General features: G+C 45.7%; 29 protein-coding genes. 4 read left to right on the forward strand and 25 right to left on the reverse strand.

Annotated elements, in window-relative coordinates; translation table 11 throughout:
• Window positions 1-10: 10 nt before the first annotated feature.
• Window positions 11-613 carry a ubiquinol-cytochrome c reductase iron-sulfur subunit gene (gene petA, locus ICN30_RS02795; protein ID WP_216273102.1) on the reverse strand — a complete coding sequence of 201 codons (603 nt, stop codon included), beginning with the start codon at window positions 611-613 and terminating at the stop codon, window positions 11-13.
• 137 nt (window positions 614-750) lie between these two features.
• On the opposite strand from petA, the gene mscL reads away from it, so the two are divergent.
• Complete coding sequence (mscL, locus tag ICN30_RS02800) at window positions 751-1,173, forward strand: large conductance mechanosensitive channel protein MscL (protein WP_216273104.1); 423 nt, start codon at window positions 751-753, stop codon at window positions 1,171-1,173.
• Between the two features lie 583 nt (window positions 1,174-1,756).
• Complete coding sequence (locus ICN30_RS02805) at window positions 1,757-3,397, forward strand: hypothetical protein (protein WP_255533083.1); 1,641 nt, start codon at window positions 1,757-1,759, stop codon at window positions 3,395-3,397.
• Window positions 3,398-3,491: 94 nt separating this feature from the next.
• Here the strand turns inward: ICN30_RS02805 and ICN30_RS02810 are convergent, their stop codons facing one another.
• Complete coding sequence (locus ICN30_RS02810; RefSeq protein WP_216273109.1) at window positions 3,492-4,775, reverse strand: porin; 1,284 nt, start codon at window positions 4,773-4,775, stop codon at window positions 3,492-3,494.
• Between the two features lie 208 nt (window positions 4,776-4,983).
• Here ICN30_RS02810 and ICN30_RS02815 point away from each other — a divergent pair, with 208 nt between their 5' ends.
• Window positions 4,984-6,456, forward strand: coding sequence for a tetratricopeptide repeat protein (locus tag ICN30_RS02815; protein ID WP_216273111.1), 1,473 nt, complete (start codon window positions 4,984-4,986; stop codon window positions 6,454-6,456).
• On the opposite strand, the gene tatC is transcribed toward ICN30_RS02815, so the two are convergent.
• The 10 genes from tatC to hisB form a co-directional block, all read right to left on the reverse strand.
• Window positions 6,441-7,253 carry a twin-arginine translocase subunit TatC gene (tatC, locus tag ICN30_RS02820; protein WP_216273112.1) on the reverse strand — a complete coding sequence of 271 codons (813 nt, stop codon included), beginning with the start codon at window positions 7,251-7,253 and terminating at the stop codon, window positions 6,441-6,443. The two genes, ICN30_RS02815 and tatC, sit on opposite strands and share 16 nt — an antisense overlap.
• Before the next feature lie 28 nt (window positions 7,254-7,281).
• Entirely contained in the window at window positions 7,282-7,758 is a 477-nt protein-coding gene (gene tatB, locus ICN30_RS02825; RefSeq protein ID WP_216273114.1) for a Sec-independent protein translocase protein TatB, read from the reverse strand.
• Window positions 7,759-7,786: 28 nt separating this feature from the next.
• Window positions 7,787-8,020 (reverse strand): Sec-independent protein translocase subunit TatA, encoded by a 234-nt coding sequence (gene tatA, locus ICN30_RS02830; RefSeq protein WP_216273117.1) that lies wholly within the window; start codon window positions 8,018-8,020, stop codon window positions 7,787-7,789.
• Between the two features lie 16 nt (window positions 8,021-8,036).
• Window positions 8,037-8,393, reverse strand: coding sequence for an HIT domain-containing protein (locus ICN30_RS02835; RefSeq protein WP_216273119.1), 357 nt, complete (start codon window positions 8,391-8,393; stop codon window positions 8,037-8,039).
• A gap of 44 nt (window positions 8,394-8,437) precedes the next feature.
• Window positions 8,438-8,839: a phosphoribosyl-ATP diphosphatase gene (locus ICN30_RS02840; RefSeq protein WP_216273121.1), complete on the reverse strand. Its 402-nt coding sequence runs from the start codon at window positions 8,837-8,839 to the stop codon at window positions 8,438-8,440.
• A gap of 44 nt (window positions 8,840-8,883) precedes the next feature.
• On the reverse strand, window positions 8,884-9,294 hold the full coding sequence (gene hisI / locus ICN30_RS02845) for a phosphoribosyl-AMP cyclohydrolase (protein ID WP_255533070.1): 411 nt from the start codon (window positions 9,292-9,294) through the stop codon (window positions 8,884-8,886).
• A gap of 34 nt (window positions 9,295-9,328) precedes the next feature.
• Window positions 9,329-10,087: an imidazole glycerol phosphate synthase subunit HisF gene (hisF, locus tag ICN30_RS02850; RefSeq protein ID WP_216273123.1), complete on the reverse strand. Its 759-nt coding sequence runs from the start codon at window positions 10,085-10,087 to the stop codon at window positions 9,329-9,331.
• An 11-nt stretch (window positions 10,088-10,098) separates the two neighbouring features.
• Entirely contained in the window at window positions 10,099-10,860 is a 762-nt protein-coding gene (gene hisA / locus ICN30_RS02855; protein WP_216273125.1) for a 1-(5-phosphoribosyl)-5-[(5-phosphoribosylamino)methylideneamino]imidazole-4-carboxamide isomerase, read from the reverse strand.
• A 20-nt stretch (window positions 10,861-10,880) separates the two neighbouring features.
• The gene (gene hisH / locus ICN30_RS02860; RefSeq protein ID WP_216273126.1) at window positions 10,881-11,543 is read right to left on the reverse strand and encodes an imidazole glycerol phosphate synthase subunit HisH; all 663 of its coding nucleotides are present in this window, start codon (window positions 11,541-11,543) and stop codon (window positions 10,881-10,883) included.
• 62 nt (window positions 11,544-11,605) lie between these two features.
• Window positions 11,606-12,193, reverse strand: coding sequence for an imidazoleglycerol-phosphate dehydratase HisB (hisB, locus tag ICN30_RS02865; protein WP_216229523.1), 588 nt, complete (start codon window positions 12,191-12,193; stop codon window positions 11,606-11,608).
• Between the two features lie 126 nt (window positions 12,194-12,319).
• On the opposite strand from hisB, the gene hisC reads away from it, so the two are divergent.
• Window positions 12,320-13,393, forward strand: a complete 1,074-nt coding sequence (hisC, locus tag ICN30_RS02870) for a histidinol-phosphate transaminase (RefSeq protein ID WP_216273129.1) — start codon at window positions 12,320-12,322, stop codon at window positions 13,391-13,393.
• A gap of 38 nt (window positions 13,394-13,431) precedes the next feature.
• Here hisC and hisD read toward each other — a convergent pair whose 3' ends face one another.
• The 13 genes from hisD to ICN30_RS02935 all read right to left on the reverse strand — a co-directional run bounded on the left by hisD (window position 13,432) and on the right by ICN30_RS02935 (window position 23,976).
• Window positions 13,432-14,754 carry a histidinol dehydrogenase gene (gene hisD / locus ICN30_RS02875; protein WP_216273131.1) on the reverse strand — a complete coding sequence of 441 codons (1,323 nt, stop codon included), beginning with the start codon at window positions 14,752-14,754 and terminating at the stop codon, window positions 13,432-13,434.
• A gap of 11 nt (window positions 14,755-14,765) precedes the next feature.
• Entirely contained in the window at window positions 14,766-15,392 is a 627-nt protein-coding gene (gene hisG / locus ICN30_RS02880; protein WP_216273132.1) for an ATP phosphoribosyltransferase, read from the reverse strand.
• A gap of 20 nt (window positions 15,393-15,412) precedes the next feature.
• Complete coding sequence (gene murA, locus ICN30_RS02885; protein ID WP_216273133.1) at window positions 15,413-16,687, reverse strand: UDP-N-acetylglucosamine 1-carboxyvinyltransferase; 1,275 nt, start codon at window positions 16,685-16,687, stop codon at window positions 15,413-15,415.
• 33 nt (window positions 16,688-16,720) lie between these two features.
• Complete coding sequence (locus ICN30_RS02890; protein ID WP_215334184.1) at window positions 16,721-16,969, reverse strand: BolA family protein; 249 nt, start codon at window positions 16,967-16,969, stop codon at window positions 16,721-16,723.
• 68 nt (window positions 16,970-17,037) lie between these two features.
• Window positions 17,038-17,826, reverse strand: coding sequence for an ABC transporter permease (locus tag ICN30_RS02895; protein WP_216273134.1), 789 nt, complete (start codon window positions 17,824-17,826; stop codon window positions 17,038-17,040).
• The gene (locus ICN30_RS02900; protein WP_216273135.1) at window positions 17,823-18,575 is read right to left on the reverse strand and encodes an ABC transporter ATP-binding protein; all 753 of its coding nucleotides are present in this window, start codon (window positions 18,573-18,575) and stop codon (window positions 17,823-17,825) included. Before ICN30_RS02900 ends, ICN30_RS02895 begins: the two co-directional genes overlap by 4 nt.
• A gap of 1 nt (window position 18,576) precedes the next feature.
• The gene (locus tag ICN30_RS02905; protein WP_216273136.1) at window positions 18,577-18,837 is read right to left on the reverse strand and encodes a lipid asymmetry maintenance protein MlaB; all 261 of its coding nucleotides are present in this window, start codon (window positions 18,835-18,837) and stop codon (window positions 18,577-18,579) included.
• Window positions 18,838-18,870: 33 nt separating this feature from the next.
• Window positions 18,871-19,518 carry a phospholipid-binding protein MlaC gene (locus ICN30_RS02910; protein WP_216273137.1) on the reverse strand — a complete coding sequence of 216 codons (648 nt, stop codon included), beginning with the start codon at window positions 19,516-19,518 and terminating at the stop codon, window positions 18,871-18,873.
• A gap of 73 nt (window positions 19,519-19,591) precedes the next feature.
• A complete protein-coding gene (locus ICN30_RS02915) occupies window positions 19,592-20,338 on the reverse strand; it encodes a VacJ family lipoprotein (RefSeq protein ID WP_216273139.1) in 747 nt (248 codons plus the stop codon).
• Window positions 20,338-20,820, reverse strand: a complete 483-nt coding sequence (gene mlaD / locus ICN30_RS02920; protein ID WP_216273141.1) for an outer membrane lipid asymmetry maintenance protein MlaD — start codon at window positions 20,818-20,820, stop codon at window positions 20,338-20,340. The genes ICN30_RS02915 and mlaD overlap by 1 nt, the downstream gene beginning before the upstream one ends.
• Before the next feature lie 21 nt (window positions 20,821-20,841).
• The gene (gene mlaE / locus ICN30_RS02925; RefSeq protein ID WP_216273142.1) at window positions 20,842-21,639 is read right to left on the reverse strand and encodes a lipid asymmetry maintenance ABC transporter permease subunit MlaE; all 798 of its coding nucleotides are present in this window, start codon (window positions 21,637-21,639) and stop codon (window positions 20,842-20,844) included.
• The gene (locus ICN30_RS02930) at window positions 21,636-22,502 is read right to left on the reverse strand and encodes an ABC transporter ATP-binding protein (protein WP_216863380.1); all 867 of its coding nucleotides are present in this window, start codon (window positions 22,500-22,502) and stop codon (window positions 21,636-21,638) included. The genes mlaE and ICN30_RS02930 overlap by 4 nt, the downstream gene beginning before the upstream one ends.
• 10 nt (window positions 22,503-22,512) lie before the next feature.
• Window positions 22,513-23,976: a glutamate synthase subunit beta gene (locus ICN30_RS02935; RefSeq protein ID WP_216273144.1), complete on the reverse strand. Its 1,464-nt coding sequence runs from the start codon at window positions 23,974-23,976 to the stop codon at window positions 22,513-22,515.
• Window positions 23,977-23,996: the final 20 nt, after the last annotated feature.

Raw genomic sequence — 23,996 nt, forward strand, 5'->3', positions numbered from 1 at the left:
TTATCTCTCCTTAGGCCTTCTTATCTTCACCAACCAGAATCTTGGTATCGCTCAAATACATATGCGGCGGTACTTCCATGTTGTCTGGTGCTGGTTTGTTCTTAAATACACGGCCTGCCATATCAAAGGTAGATCCGTGACATGGGCAAAGGAAGCCACCTGGCCAAGTATTTGGTAAAGAAGGTTGAGGGCCTGCCTCAAACTTAGCTGTAGGGGAGCAACCTAGATGAGTGCAAATACCCACAACAACAAGGTATTCGGGCTTAATAGAGCGCCATTGATTCTGCGCATATGGAGGAGTAAATTGGGCTGGATCCCTTAAAGAATCAGGGTCTGCAAGCTCAGAGTCGATTTTTGAAAGCTCAGCAACTTGCTCAGGCGTGCGACGTACCACCCAAACAGGCTTACCACGCCACTCAACCATGCGCATCTCATCTGGCTGCATGCCAGCGATATCGATCTCAACAGCGGCTCCAGCGGCCTTAGCGCGCTCGGAAGGCTCAAAACTGTCCACAAAAGGGTAAAGGGCTGCGGCCGCACCTACGCCACCAACCGCCGAAGTTGCGATCAACCAGTTACGACGATCTTTATCCATACAGGGCTTGTCACTCATTTACAGAATTCCTCGATAGAGCATTTATAGATGGAAATTGCTTAAAGGTAAGATTTTAAAGTAAAAAGTGGGGTATGCAAGCAAGTTATGGGGTTAATCTTGAGTTAATCTCAATCTAAACGCAAAGGAAGGCATTTATGGCGGTTTTAAAGGAATTTCGGGACTTCGCTGTCAAGGGCAATGTAATTGACTTGGCGGTTGGCGTAATTATTGGTGGCGCTTTCGGGAAAATTGTCGATTCCCTAGTAAATGACATCGTGATGCCTGTGATTTCGACGCTTCTAGGGGGGCATATTGATTTCACAAACTTATTTTTAGTACTTGGCAATGTTCCTGAAGGGGTACCCAGAACTTTTGATGCTTTAAAAAAGGCCGGAGTACCTATTTTTGCCTACGGCAACTTCATTACCATTTCCATTAACTTCATCCTACTAGCCTTTGTCATATTCCAAATGGTAAAGGTGGTGAACCGAGTGCGCGAAATGGATGCACCTCAGGCAACGCCAGAACCCGAAGACACAATTCTGCTGCGCGAGATTAGGGATAGCCTCAAAAAATAAGGTCGACCAACTTGTAGGTGGTGCCAGCTTTTGAGTCCGCGATGAAAAATAGGCAGTGAGTGCCTATTTTCTTGAGAGTACCTCCAGCCAGCCAAAGTCATCAATAAGCATTCTTTGGCTCTCGATGAGCGCTGTTCGGGGCCCCAAAGAATTCATCTTTGTAAAGTCCTCAATGCTGCTATGAACTATAAAGATCATGCAATGACCCACCTAAAATACAGCCATGAATGAAGCACAAGCCAACAAAATGCTCGATGAGGCCCTAGGATTCCTGAGAGCTCAGCAGATAACTCCTGGAATTCAGAAATTAATTGAACTGCTGAAGCTTGAAGTTAACAATCCAAAAGCAATTCACTTGATTAGGTTGACATGCGATAGCCTGCCTGACAAAAATCAAGCTATCCATCTTCTTCAATACTGCTCTGAGCAAGGCATCCATTCACCCATTCTGCAATACGATTTGGGATCCTTATATTTAAGTATTGGGCAGTACCCACTCGCTGCGAATGCTTTTGAGGGATCGCTACAACAAAGCCCCCATTGCTTTGAGGCTTTGCACGACCTAGGGGCAACGTTTGCACTGATGGGTAATATCGGCAAGGCTAAAGAACAATTTCTCAAGGCTGCAAAGGTAAACGATCAGTCCGCGGACTTGTTTTACAACTTGGGCAGACTCTGCGATGAGCAGTATGCATTTGAGCAGGCCATCACCTTTTACCAAAAAGCCGTGAATCTTGATCCAGCTTTCACTATGGCCTGGATCAACTTAGCCATTGATTTAGCGGTGTTTAAAAAATATGACGATGCGCTGGACTGTTTTGAAGTGGCCTACAAACAGGATCCGAATATTGATTTTTTATATGGGGACTGTCGATTTATCAAAATGCGCATGTGCAATTGGGAGAATGCGCAAGAAACATTGCAAATGTTACAAGAGGGTATTGAAAGGGGGCAAAAAATCATAGCGCCCTTTCCGCTGATGGCGCTATTGGACTTTCCAGCCTTGATTCAAAAGGCGGCAGCAATATATGCCAAAGCTAGATACCCCCAGAATAACTCCCTAGAGCCAATACCTTATTACTCTAATAAAAAAATTCGAATTGCCTATTTTTCGCCTGACTTTCATGAGCACCCAGTTTCGTTTTTAACCGCAGAATTATTTGAACTACATGATCGCGATCGATTTGAAATTTACGCATTCTCATTTGGGAAAAAAACCAAAGACGCTATGCGCAAAAGGCTAGAGGCCGCGTTTGATAATTTTGTCGATGTTGCAGACAAAACCTCTTATGAGATTTGCCTCATGGCAAGAGAGGCTCAGATTGATATAGCGGTAGACCTCTGTGGTTACACCGAAAATGCACGATCTGAAATCTTTTCTTTAAGGGCTGCCCCGATTCAAATTAGCTATATTGGCTTTTTAGGGACAATGGGATCTGAGTGGATGGACTACTTAATTGCTGATGAAGTCATCATTCCCAAAAACCTTAGAAAGTTTTATTCTGAAAAAATAATATATTTACCTAGCTATCAGTCCAACGATTCACAGCGTAGCTCAGGAGAAAAAAGCTTTAGAAAATCAGATCTCGGCATTTCTGAAAATCAGTTTGTGTTTTGCAATCTAAACAATGTTTATAAGATTACGGAGTCTATATTTCATAGCTGGCTGAATATCCTGCGTAAAGTAGAAAACTCTGTTCTTCTACTGTATTCAGAAAATCCATGGGCAACTGAAAATCTTCAAACCCTGGCTGTTGAATACGGCATCGATTCCGCCAGGCTAATTTTTACAAGCCATCTTCCTAGATCAGACTATTTGGCGCAATACGCAATTGCCGACTTGTTTTTAGATACCTACCCCTATAACGCAGGAACCACTGCAAGTGATTCTCTCTGGATGGGTGTTCCGGTAATCACGCTTCAGGGAGAGTCGTTTTCCAGTCGAGTAGCATCTAGCCTACTGATCAACCTTAAACTCGCAGAACTCATTCATCACTCCATTGAAGACTATGAGGCCCAAGCAATTGAATTAGCAAACAATCAAACCAAACTCAATGGGCTCAAGAATAAGTTAGCTGCTAACCGCTTAACAGAACCGCTATTTAATACAAAGCTATTCGTAAAACATTTGGAGCAAGCATTCAGTACCGCTCATCAGCGATATGAAGCAAAGCTACCCACAGATGACATTGCTAGCACTGATTATCAGCATAAGCAAACTTAAAGACCCGATCCTGCAAAGAAAAAACCCACTGTGTTGCCACAGTGGGTTAATTTAATACCAAACTAATTCTCCACTAGCTTACGCTAGCATTAAATTAGAAAGTGTGACGTACGCCAATAGCGTAGTTGCTAATGTTTGATGATGATGGGTTAGGATTTGGATTAGCAGTAGTTGGGAATGAAGTGTTTGAAGTTCCAGCCATACCGTAGATCGCGTACAAGTTTGTACGCTTGCTCAACCAGTAGTTAGAACCCAACTGCCATGCTGTCAAGTTTGCTGTGTTAGCACCAAAGCCTGTGTAACGTCCCAAACCACCAGATGCCCATACTTCAACCGCTGGAGTGATGTAGCTACGAACACCAATCTGCTGAGCTGTACGCTTGAGGTAGTAACCGTCGTTCAACTGTGAAGTCACTTTACGGTTGATGTACTGAGCATAAGCCTTCAAAATACCGAAGTCATAAGTAGCAGCTGCATACCACTGGTTGTCTTTAACGTTGACACCAGGAGTGGAAGCACCACCTACATAGCCTACTGTTGGCGCGCCAGCAGTTCCAGGAACAGCGATACCAGTAGCGTTAGTAATTGTTACACCATCTTGCTTAGATGAAAGCGCTTGGTAGTTAGCTGTTACATACAGTTTATTCCATGTGTAGTTCGCGCCTAAGCCCCAACCATTTTGGTTGTTTAAACCACCAGTTACTGTAGTTGTACCTGCAGGGCCTGTACCATCGAACTCAGTTGTATTTTTGTTGTTCATTACTGCCATAGCATTCACTTTGAAACCAGCAAAACTATCGCTGTTCAATTGAAGTTGGTTATTCGTACGAACTGTGTAAGCGGCGCCTATTGAATTGCTTTGGCTACCATTTGAACCAGTAGCAGCTGGGTAAATCAAATTACCAGCGATGTTGTTGGTATTGCCAGGGTCAGTTGCAGCAACTTGCTGTTGAACGATTGTGTACTGAGTACCAATAGAACCAGAACCGATACCATTCTTCTTCAAACCAACAAATGTTTGACGGTTTTGTGTTGTACCTGAGTTGACAGCCTGTTGGCCATCAGGAGTTAAGCCAAGCTCAACAGTAAAGAATGCAGACAAACCGCCGCCTAAATCTTCATTACCCTTGAAGCCAATACGTGAAGTAGATTCAGCGGATGATGAGAATGAGTTGAGGTTGCCTTTTTGCACGGCACCTGCAGGAGTTCCTGCAACACGTGATGCTTGAGGATTCAATGTGTTTGGAACATTGGCAAGACGATCGTTACCACCAACATAACCAACATCTAAAAGACCATAAACAGTCACGCTGGACTGAGCTTGAGCTGCACCAGCAAATGCTGTTACTGCAGCGATTGCGAATAGCGATTTTTTCATTCTTTAAATCTCCATAAATTGAAAGTAATGCCCAAATAAAACTGGGACCTACGAATTTTGCTTGTTTTGCCCCGCTAGGCTGGGGGTAAGGGTATTTAGGAGCTCTTTTTGCTTGTCAAAAGGCTGTTTTTTGGCTTTCTTCGTTGTATCAGGGCAACAAGCGCTTTGATTTCTGTCTTTTTAGGGGCTTGAGTGCCAAAATTGTCACATGGCAAGCCGTGAATTCTTAAAAATCCTTCAATTAGCCCGTATGGGTGATGTTTCAGCACAACAAAATTTAGCCTCAGCCTACCTAACCGGTGCATTTAATACTCCAATACAGCCGTCTAACGCATTGATTTGGCTGGAGAAATCGTATTTATCCCTTAAAAATCAGTTGCTTGGAGTTGCAAGCTCAAGTGGTGCGGAAATTACCCATCCTGAGACACCTCCCCCAGAAATTTTGGAGATGTATGAAAAGGTTTCAGCCATCCCACTGGGCGCAACCTTTAATTCCCCAGCCTTCCATTTTGGGTGGAAATTGTTTTGGGATCTGGCGCATGCAAACATGCCTGCAAGTTCAGCTGCGCAATGGCAGCTCGCAGAATTATTACTAGATCCAAGTAAAAAAAATCTACAGGGAGAGCTTAATCATTGGCTCTTGAGACAGGAGAGCGGCGTTGATTTTTTACTCCTTCAAAAAAAAGCCAAGGAATTTCTGCTTCAACTGGCTGATGCAGAAACACCCTTTACCAATTCCGCAAAAGACCTACTCATTAAATTACAACCAAAAGACGAAGCGCTATCTTCACTTTGGAATGCTTGGCTCACTGAAAAAAATGAAGATGCACTGTCGCAAGCTGCCGAGTTAGGTCTAACTGTTGCCAAATTAACCCTTGGCCTGAAACTGGCTCAGTTTGACGAGGTAGCCAGCCATGAGAATCCTGCTAGAGCTGTCATTGGAAAATCCAATGCATCTCTTAAGAAGGCTGCCTACTGGTTAGAGCTTGCGGCAAAAGATGGTGATTCAGATGCTTGGTTTGCCCTTGGCGAAATTTATCGCCGCCCTCAGTTTTCTGGGTATAACGCAAATGAAAGTGATCACTGCTTTAATCGGGCAGCAGATTTAGGTCATGCTCAAGCCCAATATAGGCGAGGTGCTAACTCATGGCGCAAACGAGAGAAGGTTGAAGAAAAAGTTCGCGGACTTCAAGCTTCCTATTGGGTTTGGCAAGCCCACCAACAAGGTGTACCCGAAGCAAAAGAATTACTTTCAAAAATCTTAGAGAATGCTTCCAGCCCAAAAGATAATGATTGGTTTACATTAGCCTCTTACGCTGAAAAAGCGTTAAATCATCACGCTGAATACAAATTAGACGAAGAGTGGATTTTGTTATGCCATCGGCTCATCATTGCCAATCAATTTAATCTCAGTAAGGCAGAGCTACTACTGTGCGAAATTGGTCAGCTTCAACATGAACACTGTGTTGTAGTTGATATTCGTCATGAGCTACCAAAAATACTGCCTAGACTAATTCAAATAGATACCACGCAGCAGCGTCGCTCCCTACTTGCAGCGGGTAAAGTTTTTGCTAGCAGTGAATCGGGTGTAGAGGGAAATCTTAGACAAAGACGCTATCGATTCGATAGAGTAACGGAATGGCTTACTGCCACCTTCTCCCAGGATCAAGCAGTTGCTTGAGTATCAGGGGCCTTGGAGTCGCCATCCTTAGCAGCATCAACATCCTCATCCGATGGCTTAGGCACGTAAAAGCGCGCTATCAAAAGTCCTAACTCATAGAGCAAGCTCATTGGCACAGCCAAAAGCAATTGAGATAACACATCAGGTGGCGTAACGATTGCTGAAATTACAAAAGCGCCAACAATTACATAGGGACGAATTTCCCTTAACTTGGCTAAGGGAACCATACCCATGCGAACCAAGACGACCACGACCACCGGAACTTCAAAGGTAATGCCAAAAGCCAAGAATGTGGTCATCGCAAAACTTAGGTAGTTATCAATGTCGGTAGACATCTCCGCACCCAACGGCGCGTTGTAACTTGCCATGAATTGAAATACTGTTGGAAACACCAAGAAGTAAGCAAAGGCCATGCCAAAAATGAATAAGCTATAGCTACTGATAACCAAAGGCACTATTAACTTACGCTCATGCTGATAGAGACCCGGAGCAATAAATGCCCACAACTGATACATCACTACAGGCAAGGCAATTAAGAACGCCACCAGCATGGTGACTTTCATGGGCACAAAGAATGAACCTGTCACGTCAGTGACGATCATCTTCCCGCCTGCCGGCAAAGCCTTAAGAAGTGGTTGCGCAAACAAATGAAAAATATCCGGCGCCCAATAGACTAGACAAAAAAATACAACAATGATGGCTAATGCTGCTTTAATAATGCGATCGCGCAACTCAAATAAATGAGACAAGAAAGATTCTTGTAAACCTGAATCTTCAGTTGAATTATTTTGAGTCATTATTAAAGGTTTTTACTTTTCTTTTGGCTTATTTGCCAGCGGTGTGATGAAAGCGCTTCATGCGTGCAGCGCCAGACTGAACTCTTGTACGCATACCAGTGGAATGCTTAAACCAGACCGGCCTAGCTGCGCGCCTCACACCCCAGCTCTTGCGACCCTGACGCATAGACTTACGAAATACTTCTTTTTCATCAAGAGGGGCTCTCGTGAAATTATTCTCAAAGATGTCGGCTTGATCGCTAAGATTTGCGTTTGCTTCGTTAACAGTAGATTGAATACTGTTTTCCACCTCTTTAAAAACCGAAGCACTTTCTTCGCGAAGTTTCTTGAATTCTTCTACTTCCATCTGACGACTAACTTCAGACTTCACATCCGCCATATAGCGCTGCGCACGTCCGAATAAATTACCCGCCATGCGAGCAACCTTTGGAAGGCGCTCGGGACCAACCACCACCAATGCAACTACTGCAATGAGTGCAAGCTTTGAAACTCCGAGATCAATCATTGCAGCTGCGCATTATTTCCATCAATAATTATTTATTGATGTCTTTTGCTTGAACATCGACAGTTTTTTCTGTTGATACAGCAGTGCTCTGAATTTGATCAGCAGTTTTATCTTGTGATTCCTCAGGTGTCTTCATGCCATCTTTGAAGCCCTTAACAGCGCCACCTAAATCAGTACCGATATTGCGTAATTTTTTGGTACCAAATACCAACATCACGATTACCAAAACTATCAACCAATGCCAAATGCTAAATGAACCCATTTTTAATCTCCTTGGACTATTTTTTCCAGGGGCGCGGACCGCCCATCACATGCAAATGCAAGTGATAAACCTCTTGCCCACCATCTGCACCATTATTCACAACCAATCTAAAGCCACCATCTTTTCCAGGACGGCAACCCTGCTCTTTGGCGAGACGCGGTGCTAATTCCATCATTCTACCTAGCAATGGAGCATCCACCACTTCTGCAGACTCCAGCATGGGGATGTGTTTTTTAGGAATCATTAAAAAATGGATGGGCGCGGCTGGATTGATATCCTTAAAAGCGTAAATCTCCTCATCCTCATACACCTTGTGGGAGGGGATTTCGCCTTTAGAAATCTTACAAAACAAGCAATTCGGATCGTGGCTCACGCTTTCGCCTCTACTTTTGATGAATTAATCGAGTTTTTATCTATTTACTCTTGGCCAGCAGCTTTTCTAGCCGCCTTCTCTTCAATGCCAGAGGTCCCTAAACGGCGATTGAGCTCAGCCACCACATCCTCCGGGCGCAAACCAAACTGTGACAGGGCAATCAGGCAATGAAACCAAAGGTCGGCCATCTCACCTACCAAGAGCTTTTGCTGCTCTGGGGCTAGATTGGCGTTACGCGCATCCTTGGCTGCCATGACGGCTTCGGTAGCCTCTTCGCCAATCTTCTTGAGGATCCCGTCATCCCCTTTGGAGAAAAGCAAAGCGGTATAAGAAGTCTTTGGATCTGCTTGGCCAGCCTTAAAAGCATCACGTCGCTGATCCACTACATCGGCCAAATGAGCCAAGGCAGAGTCTAAATTAGAAGGGTTTTGTACTGAACTAGTCATAAGGCGATTTTATGTCTTTTATTGCCAGAAAGACTAAGAGAGTCCTATTTGTGACCCTGGGACTCATCTACCCAAGTAGATTTACCAGAATCCCAGCGCATAAAGAAGCAACTGTGTTCGCCGGTATGACAAGCAATGCCATCTTTTTGCTCAACCATGAGCAAAATCGTATCCCCATCACAGTCAAGGCGAATTTCTTTTACCTTTTGGGTGTGGCCAGATTCTTCACCCTTGTGCCACAGCTTTTGTCTTGAGCGAGTCCAATACACCGCCTCGCCTAAACGCAGAGTAGCCAACAAAGCATCGCGATTCATCCAGGCCATCATCAAAATATCTTTACTACCCTCTTCCTGAGCAATCACTGGAACCAAGCCTTGCTCATTCCAAGTAACGGCATCAAGCCATGCTCCAGCCTCTAAAGAGTCAATTGGGGTGAAGGTATTTTTCATGGTCATCTTCGTATGATTCTCTTATTAGTTCCATGTTCGCTCAAATACGAACAGGGATACCTTGGCTCGCCATATATTGTTTTGCTTGGCCAACAGTGTATTCACCATAATGAAAAATGCTGGCTGCAAGAACTGCATCAGCATGACCTTTGGTAATACCATCAACTAAGTGCTGCAAATTACCCACTCCACCAGAAGCAATCACTGGCACACTCACCGCATCACTCACAGCAGCAGTTAATTCAAGATCAAAACCATCTTTACTGCCATCGCGATTCATACTCGTGAGCAGAATTTCTCCAGCGCCACGCTTAGCTACTTCAGAAGCCCATGCCACTACATCCATGCCAGTCGCAGTCCGTCCGCCATGCGTAAATACTTCCCAGTTGCCGGCTTCAGTTTTTTTAGCATCAATGGCAACCACGATGCACTGCGAGCCGTAATACGCCGCCGCATCAGAAACTAAATCTGGATTTGCTACAGCAGAGGAGTTCATACTGACCTTATCGGCACCAGCATTGAGTAAGCGACGCACATCCGCTACCGCACGAACACCACCACCAACAGTTAAAGGAATAAATACTTGGGAGGCAACATCTTCAATGATGTGCAGTATGAGATCGCGCCCATCAGATGTGGCTGTAATGTCTAAGAAGGTGAGTTCATCAGCGCCTTGAGTATCGTAGCGCTTTGCAATCTCCACAGGATCACCCGCATCACGCAGACCAACAAAGTTCACGCCTTTGACAACGCGCCCTGCCGTAACATCCAAGCAGGGAATGATTCTCTTAGTTAGCACTGATGGTCACTCTAAAAAGTTTTCTTGGCGAACTTCAGAGTTAACTCATCGGCATATTTTTGTGCCGCTGTTAAATCTAAATCACCGGCATAAATTGAGCGGCCCGCAATTACGCCCATAACACCTTCAGCTTCAGCCTCACACAAGGCTTCAATATCTTGATTATTAGATAACCCGCCGCTTGCAATCACTGGAATCCGAATAGCTTGCGCCAATTTAACTGTGGCATCCATATTAATACCCTTCATCATGCCATCGCGACCAATGTCGGTATAGATGATTGCTTCAACGCCGTAATCTTCAAACTTTTTAGCAAGATCAATCACTTCATGGCCAGTAATCTTACTCCAGCCATCCGTTGCCACTTTGCCATCGCGCGCATCTAAGCCCACCATGATGTGGCCAGGAAAAGCGGTACAAGCGTCTTGCACAAAGCCGGGACTTTTCACAGCAGCAGTACCAATAATCACCGTACTAATACCGTCATCCAATAAACGTTCAATCGTTTCGAGATCGCGGATGCCTCCACCCAATTGAACTGGAATCTCATCGCCCACTGCTTTCAAAATAGATTTGATTGCAGATTCATTTTTAAGTTTTCCGGCAAATGCCCCATTCAAATCTACGAGATGTAAACGACGCGCGCCCTTGCTAATCCAATGTGCAGCCATTGCCCCTGGATCTTCAGAAAAAACAGTGGCTTTATCCATGTCACCTTGTTCGAGTCGAACACAGTGACCATCTTTTAAGTCAATCGCGGGAATCAGCAGCATAGCGGTAGGTTAGAAAAGTATTAAGGTTGCCAAGAAACAAAATTTTTGTAGAGCTTTAATCCGTATTCTGCACTTTTTTCGGGATGAAATTGCGTTGCAAAAATATTATCCCTTGCAACCGCAGAAGTAAACCAATCGCCATATTCAGTTGAGCCTGCAATATCTTCTTTGCGCTGCGGCACAACATAGTAGCTGTGTACAAAATAAAAACTGGTCAAATCTGGAATGCCATCCCATATTGGGTGCTGGCGATCCTGACGCACTTGATTCCAACCCATATGGGGCACTTTGTACGCAGAGCCATCTGGCTGTAATTTGCCGGCCAATTCAAAACGCCGAACTTCACCCGGAATTAATCCCAAGCAAGGTGTCCAGGCGGTATTAGCGCTTGTTCTTACTTCTGCACTTTGATCAAACAACATTTGCTCACCCACGCAAACACCTAAAAGGGGTTTATTTTTGGCGGCATCTATCAGCGCCTCCAATAAACCAGACTCTTCGAGATGCTTCATGCAATCGGGCATGGCGCCTTGACCTGGAAGCACTACGCGCTCTGCGGAAATGATTTCTTCAGGAGTATGCGCAATCACTACATTGGCATCGGGAGCCACGTGATGAAAGGCTTGATATACAGAACGGAGATTGCCCATTCCGTAATCAACGATCGCAATGGTTTGCGCCAATTGTTAGCCTATGTTCTGTAGTTTGTTGACAGTCTTCTACTCAACACTAGAAATTTTCTAGATTAGAGGCTGCCCTTAGTGGAAGGAACAACACCGGAAGCGCGTGGATCCAACTCTAAAGCCATGCGCAATGCACGGCCAAAGGCCTTGAACACAGTTTCAATCTGGTGATGAGCGTTAATGCCACGTAAGTTATCGATGTGCAAAGTCACTCCGGCGTGGTTTACAAAACCACGGAAGAACTCGATGCTGAGATCCACGTCAAAGTCACCCACGCGTGCACGGGTAAATGGAACGTTGAACTCCAAGCCTGGGCGACCAGAAAAATCGATCACTACACGGGAAAGGGTCTCATCCAAAGGCACATAAGAATGGCCATAGCGAGTAATCCCCGCTTTATCGCCAACTGCCTTTGCAAATGCTTGACCCAGGGTAATGCCCACATCCTCAACGGTATGGTGGTCATCAATATGGGTGTCGCCTTTAGCAATCACTTTGAGATCGATCATGCCGTGACGGGCAATTTGATCCAACATATGGTCTAGAAAGGGTACGCCAGAGGCTAGCTCAGCTTTACCTGTGCCATCTAAATTGATGGCAATTTGAATTTTGGTTTCCGAAGTGTTTCGGGTAACGTCGGCTTGCCGCATGCTTCAGTGCGCCGCGAGGCGAAGTGTTGATTGAAGCCTCATAATATCATTCCTAATACAGATATAAATGCCGATTTTGATTGCTAGCGTTTATTCACTTTTGCTGATTTTTGACTAGAGTCCCTCATGAGCCGCTTTTGGAGCCCCGTTGTTCAGACCCTCACCCCTTACGTCCCTGGGGAGCAACCGCAAATGGAGCGGCTGGTAAAGCTTAATACGAATGAAAGTCCCTACGGCCCTTCTCCTAAGGCCCTATCCGCCATAAATCAGCAAAACACGGATGATTTAAGGCTTTATCCAGATCCTGAAGGAGTAGCCCTTAAGAAGGCAATTGCCGATTTATACGGCTTAGACCCAAAACAAGTCTTTTTGGGTAATGGCTCCGACGAAGTCCTGGCCCACGTATTTTTAGGCCTACTCAAGCAAGCTAAGGCCATCCAGCTCCCAGACATCACCTATAGCTTCTATCCGGTCTACTGCAAATTGTTTGGAATTGACTATCAAACAGTGCCCTTAGGCCCTGATTTTGAAATTCAGACAGAGAATTTCAAGGCCCCGAATGGCGGGATTATTTTTCCCAACCCAAATGCCCCAACTGGTCGCGCCATTCCACGCTCAGATATCGAAGCCCTGCTCAGCAGAAATACAGATTCAGTAGTGGTCATTGACGAAGCCTATGTAGATTACGGAACTGAGTCCTGCATCCCCCTTCTTCGCGGCAGTGCTTGCCCAGAAAACCTCTTAGTCGTTCACACCCTATCCAAGTCACGCGCCCTAGCGGGATTACGCGTTGGATTTGCAGTGGGGCACCCAGCTCTCATTGAAGGTCTGGAGCGAGTCAAGAACAGCTTTAACTCCTATCCGCTAGGCCGCTTAGCTCAAGCTGGAGCGATTGCAGCAATACAAGATCAAGCGCATTTGGAATCCACAAGCAAAAAAGTGATTCAAACTCGCGAACGCCTAGTTGCTGAATTAGCCTCATTGGGTTTTGATACGCTGCCTTCAACAGCCAACTTTATTTTTACGCGCCATCCTAAACATGCTGGAGCAAAGCTGTATCAAGCTTTACGCGATCGTGGAATTATTGTGCGTCACTTTAAGTCGCCACGCATTGAAGAATTTCTGCGTATCACCATCGGTACAGATGAACAAACCAATGAATTGATTGCAGCTCTGAAAGAAATTCTGGCTAGCGCCTAAACCTTACTGAAGTTATTTTTTGTAAACCGAGATTCGGATTATTTTTTAAGGCGCATCTCAGCCGCACGAGCGTGAGCCGTTAGGCCTTCACCATGTGCGAGAGTGCTAGCTACAGCACCTAGCGTTTGAGCGCCTGCTTCACTCACTTCAATCATGCTCGAACGCTTGATAAAGTCATAAACACCCAATGGCGAAGAGAAGCGTGCAGTGCGTGCTGTTGGTAAAACGTGGTTTGGACCTGCACAATAATCACCAAGAGATTCACTAGTGTAGTTACCCATAAAGATAGCGCCAGCATGACGAATTAACTCAGCCCACTTGCGTGGCTCAGTTGCACAAATTTCTAAATGCTCAGCAGCAATCGCATTAGCAATCTCACAAGCCTCACCCATATCGTTAACCTGAATTAATAAAGCGCGATTAGAGAGTGATGCTTCAATCACTTTTTTTCTTGGCATCTCAGGCAATAGCTTGTTAATGCTTGATTGCACTTGCTCAATAAACTTCTCATCTGGACAAAGCAGAATAGATTGCGCTAACTCATCGTGTTCCGCCTGAGAAAACAAATCCATCGCAATCCAATCTGGGTTGCTAGAACCATCGCAAAGAACCAAAATTTCTGATGGGCCAGCGATCATGTCAATACCAACAGTACCAAAGACTCTTCGCTTGGCGGCTGCTACATAGGCATTACCAGGACCAACAATCTTATCTACCGGCGGAATAGTCTGCGTGCCATAAGCTAAAGCACCAACGGCTTGCGCACCACCAATCGTAAAGACGCGATCAACGCCAGATAAATAGGCGGCAGCCAAGACCAAAGGATTACGAGCGCCATCGGGAGTGGGCACCACCATGACGACATCTTTGACGCCAGCCACTTTTGCGGGAATCGCATTCATCAATACAGAAGATGGATATGCTGCTTTACCGCCTGGAACATAAATACCCACGCGGTCTAAGGCTGTGACTTTTTGACCCAAGCGTGTGCCATCAGCCTCTTCATACTCCCAAGAGTGACAACCCGCTTCGATCTTTTGCTTCTCGTGATACGCACGCACTCTTTGCGCGGCAATATCCAAAGCATTTTTTTGTTCGGCTGATAAGCCTTCGTAGGCTTTTTTTAATTCTTCCTGAGAAATCTGCAGCTCAGCAACACTAGCCACATTTAAACGATCAAACTGCTTTGTGAAATCTAGTACTGCAGTATCACCATGCGCTTTTACTTGCGCCAAAATTTTGACTACTGCGGCATCAATCGCCTCGTCATCTGCCATTGGCAAAGAAAGGCTAGAGAGCAGAGTTTCTTTAAACCCTGCATCTTTGCTATTAAGGCGTTTGACGTTGACTTGCGCTGACATGTGAATTTTCTTTACTTCAACAATTCAAAGAATGGCTGGAGCTGAGCGCGCTTCCGTTTATACGAAGCTTGATTAACCACCAAGCGCGCACTGATGTCGGCGATAGGCTCAACTTCAACTAGGCCATTCGCACGCAAAGTGTTGCCTGTAGAAACTAAATCCACAATCGCATCCGCCAAACCAACCAAGGGAGCCAACTCCATCGAGCCATATAAATGAATCGTATCGATGTGCACGCCTTTATTAGCAAAGTGTTCACGTGCGCAATTGACATACTTAGTGGCAACTTTTAAACGAGAGCCTTGCTTTACAGCGGCTGCGTAATCAAAACCTTCTTTGACAGCCACTGACATACGGCATTTAGCGATGTTCAGATCAAATGGAACATATAGGCCATCGGTACCGTTTTCCATCAACACATCCAGGCCGGCCACTCCAAAATCGGCACCACCAAACTGAACGTATGTTGGTACATCAGATGCGCGCACAATAATCAGACGCACATCTGGGTTGGATGTCTCAATAATGAGTTTGCGTGACTTTTCTGGGTCCTCAAGCGGACGAATACCGATCTTAGATAAGATCTCAGCGGTTTCTTCGAAGATGCGCCCCTTCGAGAGGGCTAAAGTTAACTTCATGGACTAATTATCCATCAGGCTTACTTGATTCGCTGAATGTTGGCACCTAAGAGGGTCAACTTTTGCTCCATGCGGTCATATCCACGATCTAGGTGATAAATTCGGTCTACCTGGGTTTCGCCTTGGGCAGCCAAACCAGCAATTACCAAGCTAGCAGATGCGCGTAAATCGGTAGCCATCACGATAGCGCCAGATAGCTTCTCAACACCCTGGGCAATAGCAGTATTACCCTCAATTGCGATATCAGCCCCAAGACGATTCATCTCCTGAACGTGCATAAAGCGGTTTTCAAAGATGGTTTCTGTAATCGTGGCGTTTCCCTGGGCAATCGCGTTAACTGCCATCAGTTGGGCCTGCATATCCGTTGGGAAGGCTGGATATTCAGAAGTGCGGAAACTAACCGCCTTAGGACGACCATTCATAGAAGCTTTAATCCAGTCAGGCCCCACTTCCATTTCTAAGCCAGCTTCTTTGAGTTTGACGATCACGGCATCCAATGTATCTGGGCGACAGTGCTTCACCAGCACCTCCCCACCAGCAGCAGCGACTGCACACAAGAATGTGCCTGCCTCAATACGGTCTGCAATGACGGCATGTTCTGCGCTGTGGAGCTTTTCAACACCTTCAATAACCAAGCGATCAGTACCAATACCAGTAATCTTCGCGCCCATTTTGACGAGCAACTCAGCCAAGTCCCCTACTTCAGGCTCGCGCGCTGCATTCTCTAAAATCGTTGTACCTGATGCCAAAGTAGCGGCCATCAATAAATTCTCTGTACCAGTTACGGTGATCATGTCAGTCAAGATGGAAGCGCCTTGCAGACGACCCGTAGCGGATTTTGTTTCTGCCTGAATGTAGCCACTCTTAATCTTGATCGTTGCACCCATGGCCTTTAGACCTTTGATGTGCTGGTCCACTGGGCGTGCACCAATAGCGCAGCCACCTGGTAGAGAAACCTTGGCGCTATGCATTCTGGCGAGCAAGGGGCCCAAAACCAGAATAGAGGCACGCATGGTTTTCACCATCTCGTAGGTTGCTTCAGAGCTCTTAATATTGGCCGCATTGAGCACAACATGATTGCGATCATTTGCATCTGGAAACGTAACAGTCACTCCAATTTCTTGGAGGAGCTTGAGCATGGTCCGTACATCTTGCAAATCTGGAACATTACGTAAAGTAATTGGTTGATCTGTTAGCAAGCAAGCGCACAAAATTGGTAGCGCTGCATTCTTAGCTCCAGCAATCACCACTTCGCCCTTAAGCGGAGTGCCGCCAACCATTCGTAATTTATCCATGAATCTATTCCAGTAAAAAGCTAATGCCGTATTTTATGTTGGGGTATTTTGTGCGAATTCTTCAGGAGTAAACGCTTTGATTGATAAAGCATGAACTTCCGCTTTCATGCGATCGCCCATTGCACCATATACCAACTGATGACGCTGGATCAAACGCTTGCCTTCAAACTCCGGACTCACAATCGTTGCAAAGAAGTGCTGCCCATCACCTTCAACTTTCACATGAGTACATGCGAGGCCTTGCTGAATATAGCCTTCAATTTGTTCTGGGGTTGGCAACATCACAATCTCCTGATTTCTAATTTCTTAACGATTCTCTAATACGAATTTTGAGGCAAGTTCAATGGCACTTAGCTCCTGAGCTTGTAGCCTTTTTGCAGTAAACGCAAAGCGATAGCAGAGACCACAACAAAGAAACAAGCCACAATTACCAAACTATCCCAAGGGGAAATATCTGACACTCCAAAGAAGCCATAACGGAAACCATCAATCATGTAGAAGAATGGATTGAAGTGAGATACCACCTGCCATGCTGCAGGCAGAGAGTGAATGGAATAAAAAACACCTGACAACATAGTCGCTGGCATGATGATGAAATTCTGGAAGGCTGCTAATTGATCGTATTTATCAGCCCATATACCAGCAATTAAACCCATGCTTCCTAAAATTGCAGCACCCAAAAGAGCGAATGTCATGATCCATAAAGGGTATTCAAAGGATGGCATAGCGAACCATGCAGTAATGATCAATACACCAGAGCCTACGACGATTCCACGGAACACAGCAGCCAAGACATAGGCAGCGTAAAACTCTAAATGACTAAAAGGGGCTAGCAGGACAAAAACGAGATTACCAGTCACCTTCGACTGAATGAGTGATGAGGAAGTATTTGCAAAAGCGTTTTGCAACACACTCATCATGACTAAGCCAGGAATCAAGAAAGCCGTGTAATTGAGACGACCATACACTTCCTTGCCCTCAAGCACGTGACCGAAAATCATTAAATACAAAACAGCGGTAAGCACTGGTGCAGCGACCGTCTGGAAAGCTACTTTATAAAAGCGCTTAATTTCTTTTCGCAATAGGGTTGGAAAGCCGCTGCCATAAGAGATTGGCAGCTTATTCAAAGCGGGCTTCATCGAGCACCCCCGGACATGATGTTGACAAACACATCCTCGAGATCTGTCTTGCCTTCTCCATCTTTTTTCACTGAGCCATATTGACTCAGTAAATTTGCGGTTGTGTCCAAAGCAACAATCTTTCCTTGCTTGAGCATGGCAATACGCTGACACAGGGCCTCAGCTTCTTCAAGGTAATGGGTTGTTAGGACAATGGTGTGCCCATCTTGATTTAGGCGACTGATAAATTGCCACAGAGATTGGCGCAATTCCACATCAACACCAGCTGTAGGCTCATCCAAAATAATGACTGGTGGCCTATGAACCAATGCCTGAGCAACCAACACTCGACGCTTCATGCCGCCAGAGAGAGAGCGCATATTGCTATCAGCCTTACCAGTGAGATCCAAGTTCGCCATGATCTCGTCGATCCACGCATCATTATGACGAATGCCAAAATAACCAGACTGAAATTGCAGCGTCTCTCTTACAGTAAAGAAGGGATCAAATACCAACTCCTGCGGAACCACTCCGAGCATCCGGCGAGCCTCACGAAACTGGCTTTGCACATCGGCACCCATGATTGCAGCGTGCCCACTATCTGCAGTAACCAAGCCAGCCAGAATAGATATGAGCGTAGTCTTACCGGCGCCGTTGGGGCCAAGTAAGCCAAAGAACTCGCCTTGCTCAATTGATAAAGAGACATCATCTAGCGCCTGAAGCGCGCCATAATTTTTTGATACATTTTTAATCGATATTGCAGCGTGCATGCTATGACAAACCTAGCAACTCAGCAACACCATATACGCCAGCCAATACCGTTAATTTTTCAGGGGCATTTTGCACAGAAATCTGCTGACCATCAGCTTGTAATTTTTTCTGCCATGCCAATAAAACAGTTAACACCGTGGAATCAAAATCTTTGAGATTGACGCAGTCAACCGTTCTGAGTGCAGCTAAATTCAGTAAGCCATCTTTTTCTAACTGCAACACATTATCTTGTGTCACTGAAGCGGGCAATAAAAATGGCATTTGCTATTTATCTTTACTAAATCTACGTGATCTTTAGTTTGCTGGCTTTGCAGCAGCAAGCTGTTTGTTGCGATCTTGCAAGAACTTCACTAAACCATCAACACCATTCTGGCTAATTTGATTCGCAAACTGATTGCGATAGGCCTCGACCAACCAAACGCCCATGATGTTCATGTCATAGACTTTCCAGCCGTTAGCAGTTTTCTCTAAGCGATAGTCAAGCGGAATAGGATCGCCACGGCCAATCACTACAGTCTTTACAACCACTTCTTTATCGTCTGGAGCAGCACGCAAAGGCTTGTATTGAATAGTTTGATCGCGCAGTTGGCTTAAAGCGCCTGAGTAAGTGCGAATTAATAAATTTTTAAACTCGCTAACCAATTGGGCCTGCTGTTCTGGGGTCGCTTTTTTCCAATTTGGCCCCATCGCCATTTCAGTAGTACGACGCATGTCGGTATAGGGAACAATTTTCTTATCCACCAAATCCACAATGCGTGGAATATTCCCTTTTTGAATTTCGGGATCAGACTTCACGGAAGCCATCACATCAGAAACCACAGCCTTAATCAAGCCATCTGGCGTGGACTGATCAACTGCTTGAGCAAAAGCACTGCCTGCAAACAAAAACAAGCTTGATAGCAATGCTGCGCAGTATTTTTGAATAGTGTTATGGCTTTTCATGTGTCCTCGATTATGACTGGTCATTAGAGCTCATTTTAGCTCTTTAAGGAAACTAGGCTAGGCTTGAGGGCCTTTATTCATAGGGATTTTGATAAGGAGGCATTAATACCTCCTCGTCTTCACGCCCTTCATTAATCTGATACTCACGTCGCTGAATATAGGCATCTCGCATAAAGCTATATTTATCGATTGCAGCTCCATCCAATAGATCGCCTGCTTCGTAATAAGTATTACGAGCATTGACTACCCGCAAGCCAGTAATGCTATTTCGCAGACCAATATCTTTGACATAGCCAAATAGGTAGTCAGACTCCAAATCAGCTGCAGTACCAAAGGTATCGCGCACACTACTTGGTCCAAAGAATGGCAAAACGACATAGGGGCCAGACGGAATACCCCAAACACCAAAGGTTTGACCCCAGTCTTCTTTATGCTTTGGTAGCCCGCCAGGTGTAGCCATATCAATCAAACCACCCAAACCAAAAGTGGTATTGACTACCACCCGCATCAAATCGCTAAAAGCATCGCCTGGTTTGCCCTGCAAAAGATTCTGTAATGCAGTGTAGATGTCGCTGTAGTTACTAAAGAAGTTATAAATGCCGTCACGTACAAATTCTGGCAATACAAAGCGGTAGCCAGCAACCACCGGCTTTAGCACGTAGGCATCTAAACCTTCATTGAACTCAAAAACAGAGCGGTTGAACGGCTCCCAAGGATCATGTGGGGAAGGCTCTACTCCCGCAGGAATAGAGGCGCAACCTACCATGCCAGCCACCAAGCCAAGCAGCACAAGACGTTTGAGTTTGATAAGCCATTGCATTACTTTTCAGCGCCCTTATCTTTACCGCTATCGGCCGCCTTGTTGTACAAGAACTGGCTAATGAGGTTTTCCAAAACCACTGCAGACTGAGTCTGAGTAATCTTATCTCCAGCAGTCAACATATCATCGGAGCCACCGGCCTCAAGTCCAATGTATTGCTCGCCCAATAAACCAGAAGTCAAAATCTTTGCGGAAGAATCCTTAGGGAACTTATAAGTATCTTCAATCGTCATAGTGACGGTTGCCTGATAAGTCTTGTCATCAAAAGAAATATTGGCAATACGGCCAACAACTACCCCGGCACTTTTTACTGGTGCACGTGGCTTTAATCCACCGATATTGTCAAAGCGTGCAGAAATTTTGTAAGTAGGTGCAAAGGAAACGGCATTCATATTGCCGACCTTCAATGCTAGAAACAAAGCAGCCAATAAGCCAATGGCTACAAAGATCCCGACCCAAACATCAATTGCACTTTTTCTCATAAGAGTCCCAGTTTATTCTTTCTAATTCGAGAACATCATCGCGGTCAGCAAGAAGTCCAATGCTAAAACCGATAAGGAGGAAATCACCACTGTTCTGGTGGTGGCTTGCGATACGCCCTCAGGCGTAGGTTTTGCCTCATAGCCTTGATACAGGGCTATAAAGGTCACCGCTACACCAAACACCAGACTTTTAATCAGCCCATTGCCAATATCAGAGAAGAGATCTACCCCGCCCTGCATCTGAGACCAGAAGGCGCCTGAATCGACCCCAATTAAAGGAACCCCAACAAAGTAGCCGCCCATCACACCAACAGCCGTAAAGATCGTTGCCAAAATCGGCATCGCAATAATGCCAGCCCATAAGCGCGGAGCAATCACCCGACTCAATGGATCTACCGCCATCATTTCCATAGCACTGAGCTGCTCACCGGCTTTCATCAACCCAATCTCTGCAGTAAGGGATGTACCAGCGCGACCAGCAAATAGGAGAGCAGTAATTACTGGGCCTAATTCACGAGTGAGCGATAGCGCAACCAATAAACCTAGAGCCTGTTCAGAGCCATAACGGTTAAGTGTGTAATAACCCTGCAAGCCCAAAACAAATCCTACAAATAAACCAGATACCGCAATGATCACAAATGAGTGATTTCCGACAAATAGAATCTGATCAGAAACTAAGCGAGGTCTTTTTAATAAAAATCCCGAGCGCCAAATCACTGCAGCAAACATGCGTGCAGCCAGCCCAAGACTCGTTAAGTTGCGACGAACAAAAAAACCGAGGTCGCCGAAAAGATCTAAGGCCTTATTAAGCACACTCATTTCACGCTCACCCCAAAATCTTCTGCAAGGCTTTGTCCTGGGTAATGAAACGGCACAGGGCCATCCGGTGAAGCATCCAGGAATTGACGCACAAAAGGATCGCTTGATCGGCTCAACTCTTCTGGCGTACCTTCTGCACCAATGCGACCATTAGCAATGAAATAAACGTAATCGGCAATTTCAAATGTCTCTTCAACATCATGCGTAACCAATAAGCTCGTTGCACCCAAGGCTTGATTCAGATCGCGAATCAACCGTGCAGTAATTCCCAATGAAATCGGATCCAAGCCAGCAAACGGCTCGTCGTACATGATCAACGGTGGATCAAGCGCAATCGCTCTTGCTAGAGCAACACGGCGTGCCATACCACCAGAAATCTGTGAAGGCATCAAATCGCGTGCGCCACGCAAGCCAACCGCATTGAGTTTCATGAGTACCAAAGAGCGCAATAGCTCTTCACTTAAATTGGTGTGCTCACGCAAAGGAAAGGCGACATTTTCAAAAACACTCAGGTCGGTAAAGAGTGCACCAAACTGAAACAGCATTCCCATGCGGCGACGGGCTGCCATCAATTCAGTGCCATTCATTTTGCCAATATCATGACCTTCGAATAAAACTTGACCAGATTGAGCGGTGAACTGGCCACCAATCAGTCTCAGAATAGTTGTCTTGCCGCAACCGGAGCCGCCCATCACCGCAACGACTTGGCCACGACGGAACTCCATATTGAGACCAGATAGAATTTGCCGCTCCCCAGGGGCGTATGAAAAGTTGACGTCCTTAATTTGAACTACAACTTCGCCATGGCCACCGCTAGAGGTTTTTTGCTTCACTTCCACCGAGTTTGAGTGGCTACTGTTCATATCCTCGATATTATCGCGGCAGAACAGAAGACCCCATTAAATACTCATCAACTGCCTGAGCGGCTTGACGACCTTCACGAATCGCCCAAACCACCAAAGATTGTCCACGGCGCATATCGCCGGCAGCAAATACCTTTGGAACGTTAGTTTGATAGGCATTTTGGCCGTCAACTGTGGCTTTTGCATTGCCGCGAGCGTCTTTTTCAACACCAAAGGCATTGAGAACCTGAGCTGCAGGCGATACAAATCCCATGGCCAAGAACACTAAATCTGCCTTAATCTCGAATTCAGAATTTGGCATTTCTGACATCTTGCCGTCTTTCCACTCCAAACGCACACAGATTAATTTCTCTAATTTGCCGTCTTTACCTTCAAAACGCTTTGTAGCAACAGACCAATCACGCTCACAACCCTCTTCGTGCGAAGAGGATGTACGCAACTTAGTTGGCCAGTAAGGCCATACCAAAGGTTTGTTTTCCGTTTCTGGTGGCTGCGGCAACAATTCAAACTGAGTAATCTTGGCAGCGCCATGACGATTGGATGTTCCTACGCAATCAGATCCAGTATCACCACCGCCAATTACTACTACATGCTTACCAGCTGCAGAAATTTCGTTTTTGAAATCGCCAGCGTTTTCCTTATTCTGTGGGATCAAGAATTCCAAGGCATAGTGAACGCCCTTCAACTCGCGACCTGGGACTGGCAAGTCACGTGGCTGCTCAGATCCACCGCTAATCACAACAGCGTCAAAATCTTTCATCAACTGATCAGGTGAAACGGTTTTTGTGGAATAGTTTTTTACTTCAGCACCAATCGCTTCTTTACCCACAAATACGCCAGTCTCAAACTTCACGCCTTCAGCCTGCATCTGCTCAACACGACGATCGATCAACCATTTTTCCATCTTGAAATCAGGAATGCCGTAGCGCAATAATCCGCCGACACGATCATTCTTTTCAAATACTGTAACGTCATGACCCACGCGCGCCAATTGCTGTGCAGTCGCCATACCTGCAGGGCCGCCGCCAACAACGGCAACTTTCTTGCCGGTCTTGGTTTTGGATGGCTGCGGCTTGACCCAGCCATTCTCCCAACCTTTATCAATAATGGCGTGCTCGATTGACTTAATGCCAACGGCGTCACTATTAATTCCTAGGGTGCATGCAGCTTCGCAAGGTGCTGGGCAGATACGGCCAGTGAACTCAGGGAAGTTATTTGTGGATTGCAAAACATCTAACGCATTCTTCCAATCACTATGAAATACCAAGTCATTGAAATCAGGAATGATGTTATTAACAGGGCAACCGTTATTGCAAAACGGAATACCACAATCCATACAGCGCGCGCCCTGTATTTTGGCCTCTTCATCCGTTAATGCCGCAACGAACTCTTTGTAGTGATGGAGGCGTTTAACGGGAGCTTCGTAGGTTTCATCTACGCGCTCAAACTCCATAAATCCAGTGACCTTACCCATATCGAATCCTTAGTATCTTT

The organism is Polynucleobacter sp. 31A-FELB (genome assembly GCF_018882405.1).
In the GTDB taxonomy this organism is placed as follows: Bacteria; Pseudomonadota; Gammaproteobacteria; order Burkholderiales; family Burkholderiaceae; genus Polynucleobacter.

What these genes read in the sequence shown, in the direction of transcription:
- petA (WP_216273102.1), bottom strand. Translation starts at nt 613, where the DNA reads ATGAGTGACAAGCCCTGTATGGATAAAGATCGTCGTAACTGGTTGATC.
- mscL (WP_216273104.1), top strand. Translation starts at nt 751, where the DNA reads ATGGCGGTTTTAAAGGAATTTCGGGACTTCGCTGTCAAGGGCAATGTA.
- ICN30_RS02805 (WP_255533083.1), top strand. Translation starts at nt 1,757, where the DNA reads ATGGGTAATATCGGCAAGGCTAAAGAACAATTTCTCAAGGCTGCAAAG.
- ICN30_RS02810 (WP_216273109.1), bottom strand. Translation starts at nt 4,775, where the DNA reads ATGAAAAAATCGCTATTCGCAATCGCTGCAGTAACAGCATTTGCTGGT.
- ICN30_RS02815 (WP_216273111.1), top strand. Translation starts at nt 4,984, where the DNA reads ATGGCAAGCCGTGAATTCTTAAAAATCCTTCAATTAGCCCGTATGGGT.
- tatC (WP_216273112.1), bottom strand. Translation starts at nt 7,253, where the DNA reads ATGACTCAAAATAATTCAACTGAAGATTCAGGTTTACAAGAATCTTTC.
- tatB (WP_216273114.1), bottom strand. Translation starts at nt 7,758, where the DNA reads ATGATTGATCTCGGAGTTTCAAAGCTTGCACTCATTGCAGTAGTTGCA.
- tatA (WP_216273117.1), bottom strand. Translation starts at nt 8,020, where the DNA reads ATGGGTTCATTTAGCATTTGGCATTGGTTGATAGTTTTGGTAATCGTG.
- ICN30_RS02840 (WP_216273121.1), bottom strand. Translation starts at nt 8,839, where the DNA reads ATGACTAGTTCAGTACAAAACCCTTCTAATTTAGACTCTGCCTTGGCT.
- hisI (WP_255533070.1), bottom strand. Translation starts at nt 9,294, where the DNA reads ATGACCATGAAAAATACCTTCACCCCAATTGACTCTTTAGAGGCTGGA.
- hisA (WP_216273125.1), bottom strand. Translation starts at nt 10,860, where the DNA reads ATGCTGCTGATTCCCGCGATTGACTTAAAAGATGGTCACTGTGTTCGA.
- hisB (WP_216229523.1), bottom strand. Translation starts at nt 12,193, where the DNA reads ATGCGGCAAGCCGACGTTACCCGAAACACTTCGGAAACCAAAATTCAA.
- hisC (WP_216273129.1), top strand. Translation starts at nt 12,320, where the DNA reads ATGAGCCGCTTTTGGAGCCCCGTTGTTCAGACCCTCACCCCTTACGTC.
- hisD (WP_216273131.1), bottom strand. Translation starts at nt 14,754, where the DNA reads ATGTCAGCGCAAGTCAACGTCAAACGCCTTAATAGCAAAGATGCAGGG.
- hisG (WP_216273132.1), bottom strand. Translation starts at nt 15,392, where the DNA reads ATGAAGTTAACTTTAGCCCTCTCGAAGGGGCGCATCTTCGAAGAAACC.
- murA (WP_216273133.1), bottom strand. Translation starts at nt 16,687, where the DNA reads ATGGATAAATTACGAATGGTTGGCGGCACTCCGCTTAAGGGCGAAGTG.
- ICN30_RS02890 (WP_215334184.1), bottom strand. Translation starts at nt 16,969, where the DNA reads ATGTTGCCAACCCCAGAACAAATTGAAGGCTATATTCAGCAAGGCCTC.
- ICN30_RS02895 (WP_216273134.1), bottom strand. Translation starts at nt 17,826, where the DNA reads ATGAAGCCCGCTTTGAATAAGCTGCCAATCTCTTATGGCAGCGGCTTT.
- ICN30_RS02900 (WP_216273135.1), bottom strand. Translation starts at nt 18,575, where the DNA reads ATGCACGCTGCAATATCGATTAAAAATGTATCAAAAAATTATGGCGCG.
- ICN30_RS02905 (WP_216273136.1), bottom strand. Translation starts at nt 18,837, where the DNA reads ATGCCATTTTTATTGCCCGCTTCAGTGACACAAGATAATGTGTTGCAG.
- ICN30_RS02910 (WP_216273137.1), bottom strand. Translation starts at nt 19,518, where the DNA reads ATGAAAAGCCATAACACTATTCAAAAATACTGCGCAGCATTGCTATCA.
- ICN30_RS02915 (WP_216273139.1), bottom strand. Translation starts at nt 20,338, where the DNA reads ATGCAATGGCTTATCAAACTCAAACGTCTTGTGCTGCTTGGCTTGGTG.
- mlaD (WP_216273141.1), bottom strand. Translation starts at nt 20,820, where the DNA reads ATGAGAAAAAGTGCAATTGATGTTTGGGTCGGGATCTTTGTAGCCATT.
- mlaE (WP_216273142.1), bottom strand. Translation starts at nt 21,639, where the DNA reads ATGAGTGTGCTTAATAAGGCCTTAGATCTTTTCGGCGACCTCGGTTTT.
- ICN30_RS02930 (WP_216863380.1), bottom strand. Translation starts at nt 22,502, where the DNA reads ATGAACAGTAGCCACTCAAACTCGGTGGAAGTGAAGCAAAAAACCTCT.
- ICN30_RS02935 (WP_216273144.1), bottom strand. Translation starts at nt 23,976, where the DNA reads ATGGGTAAGGTCACTGGATTTATGGAGTTTGAGCGCGTAGATGAAACC.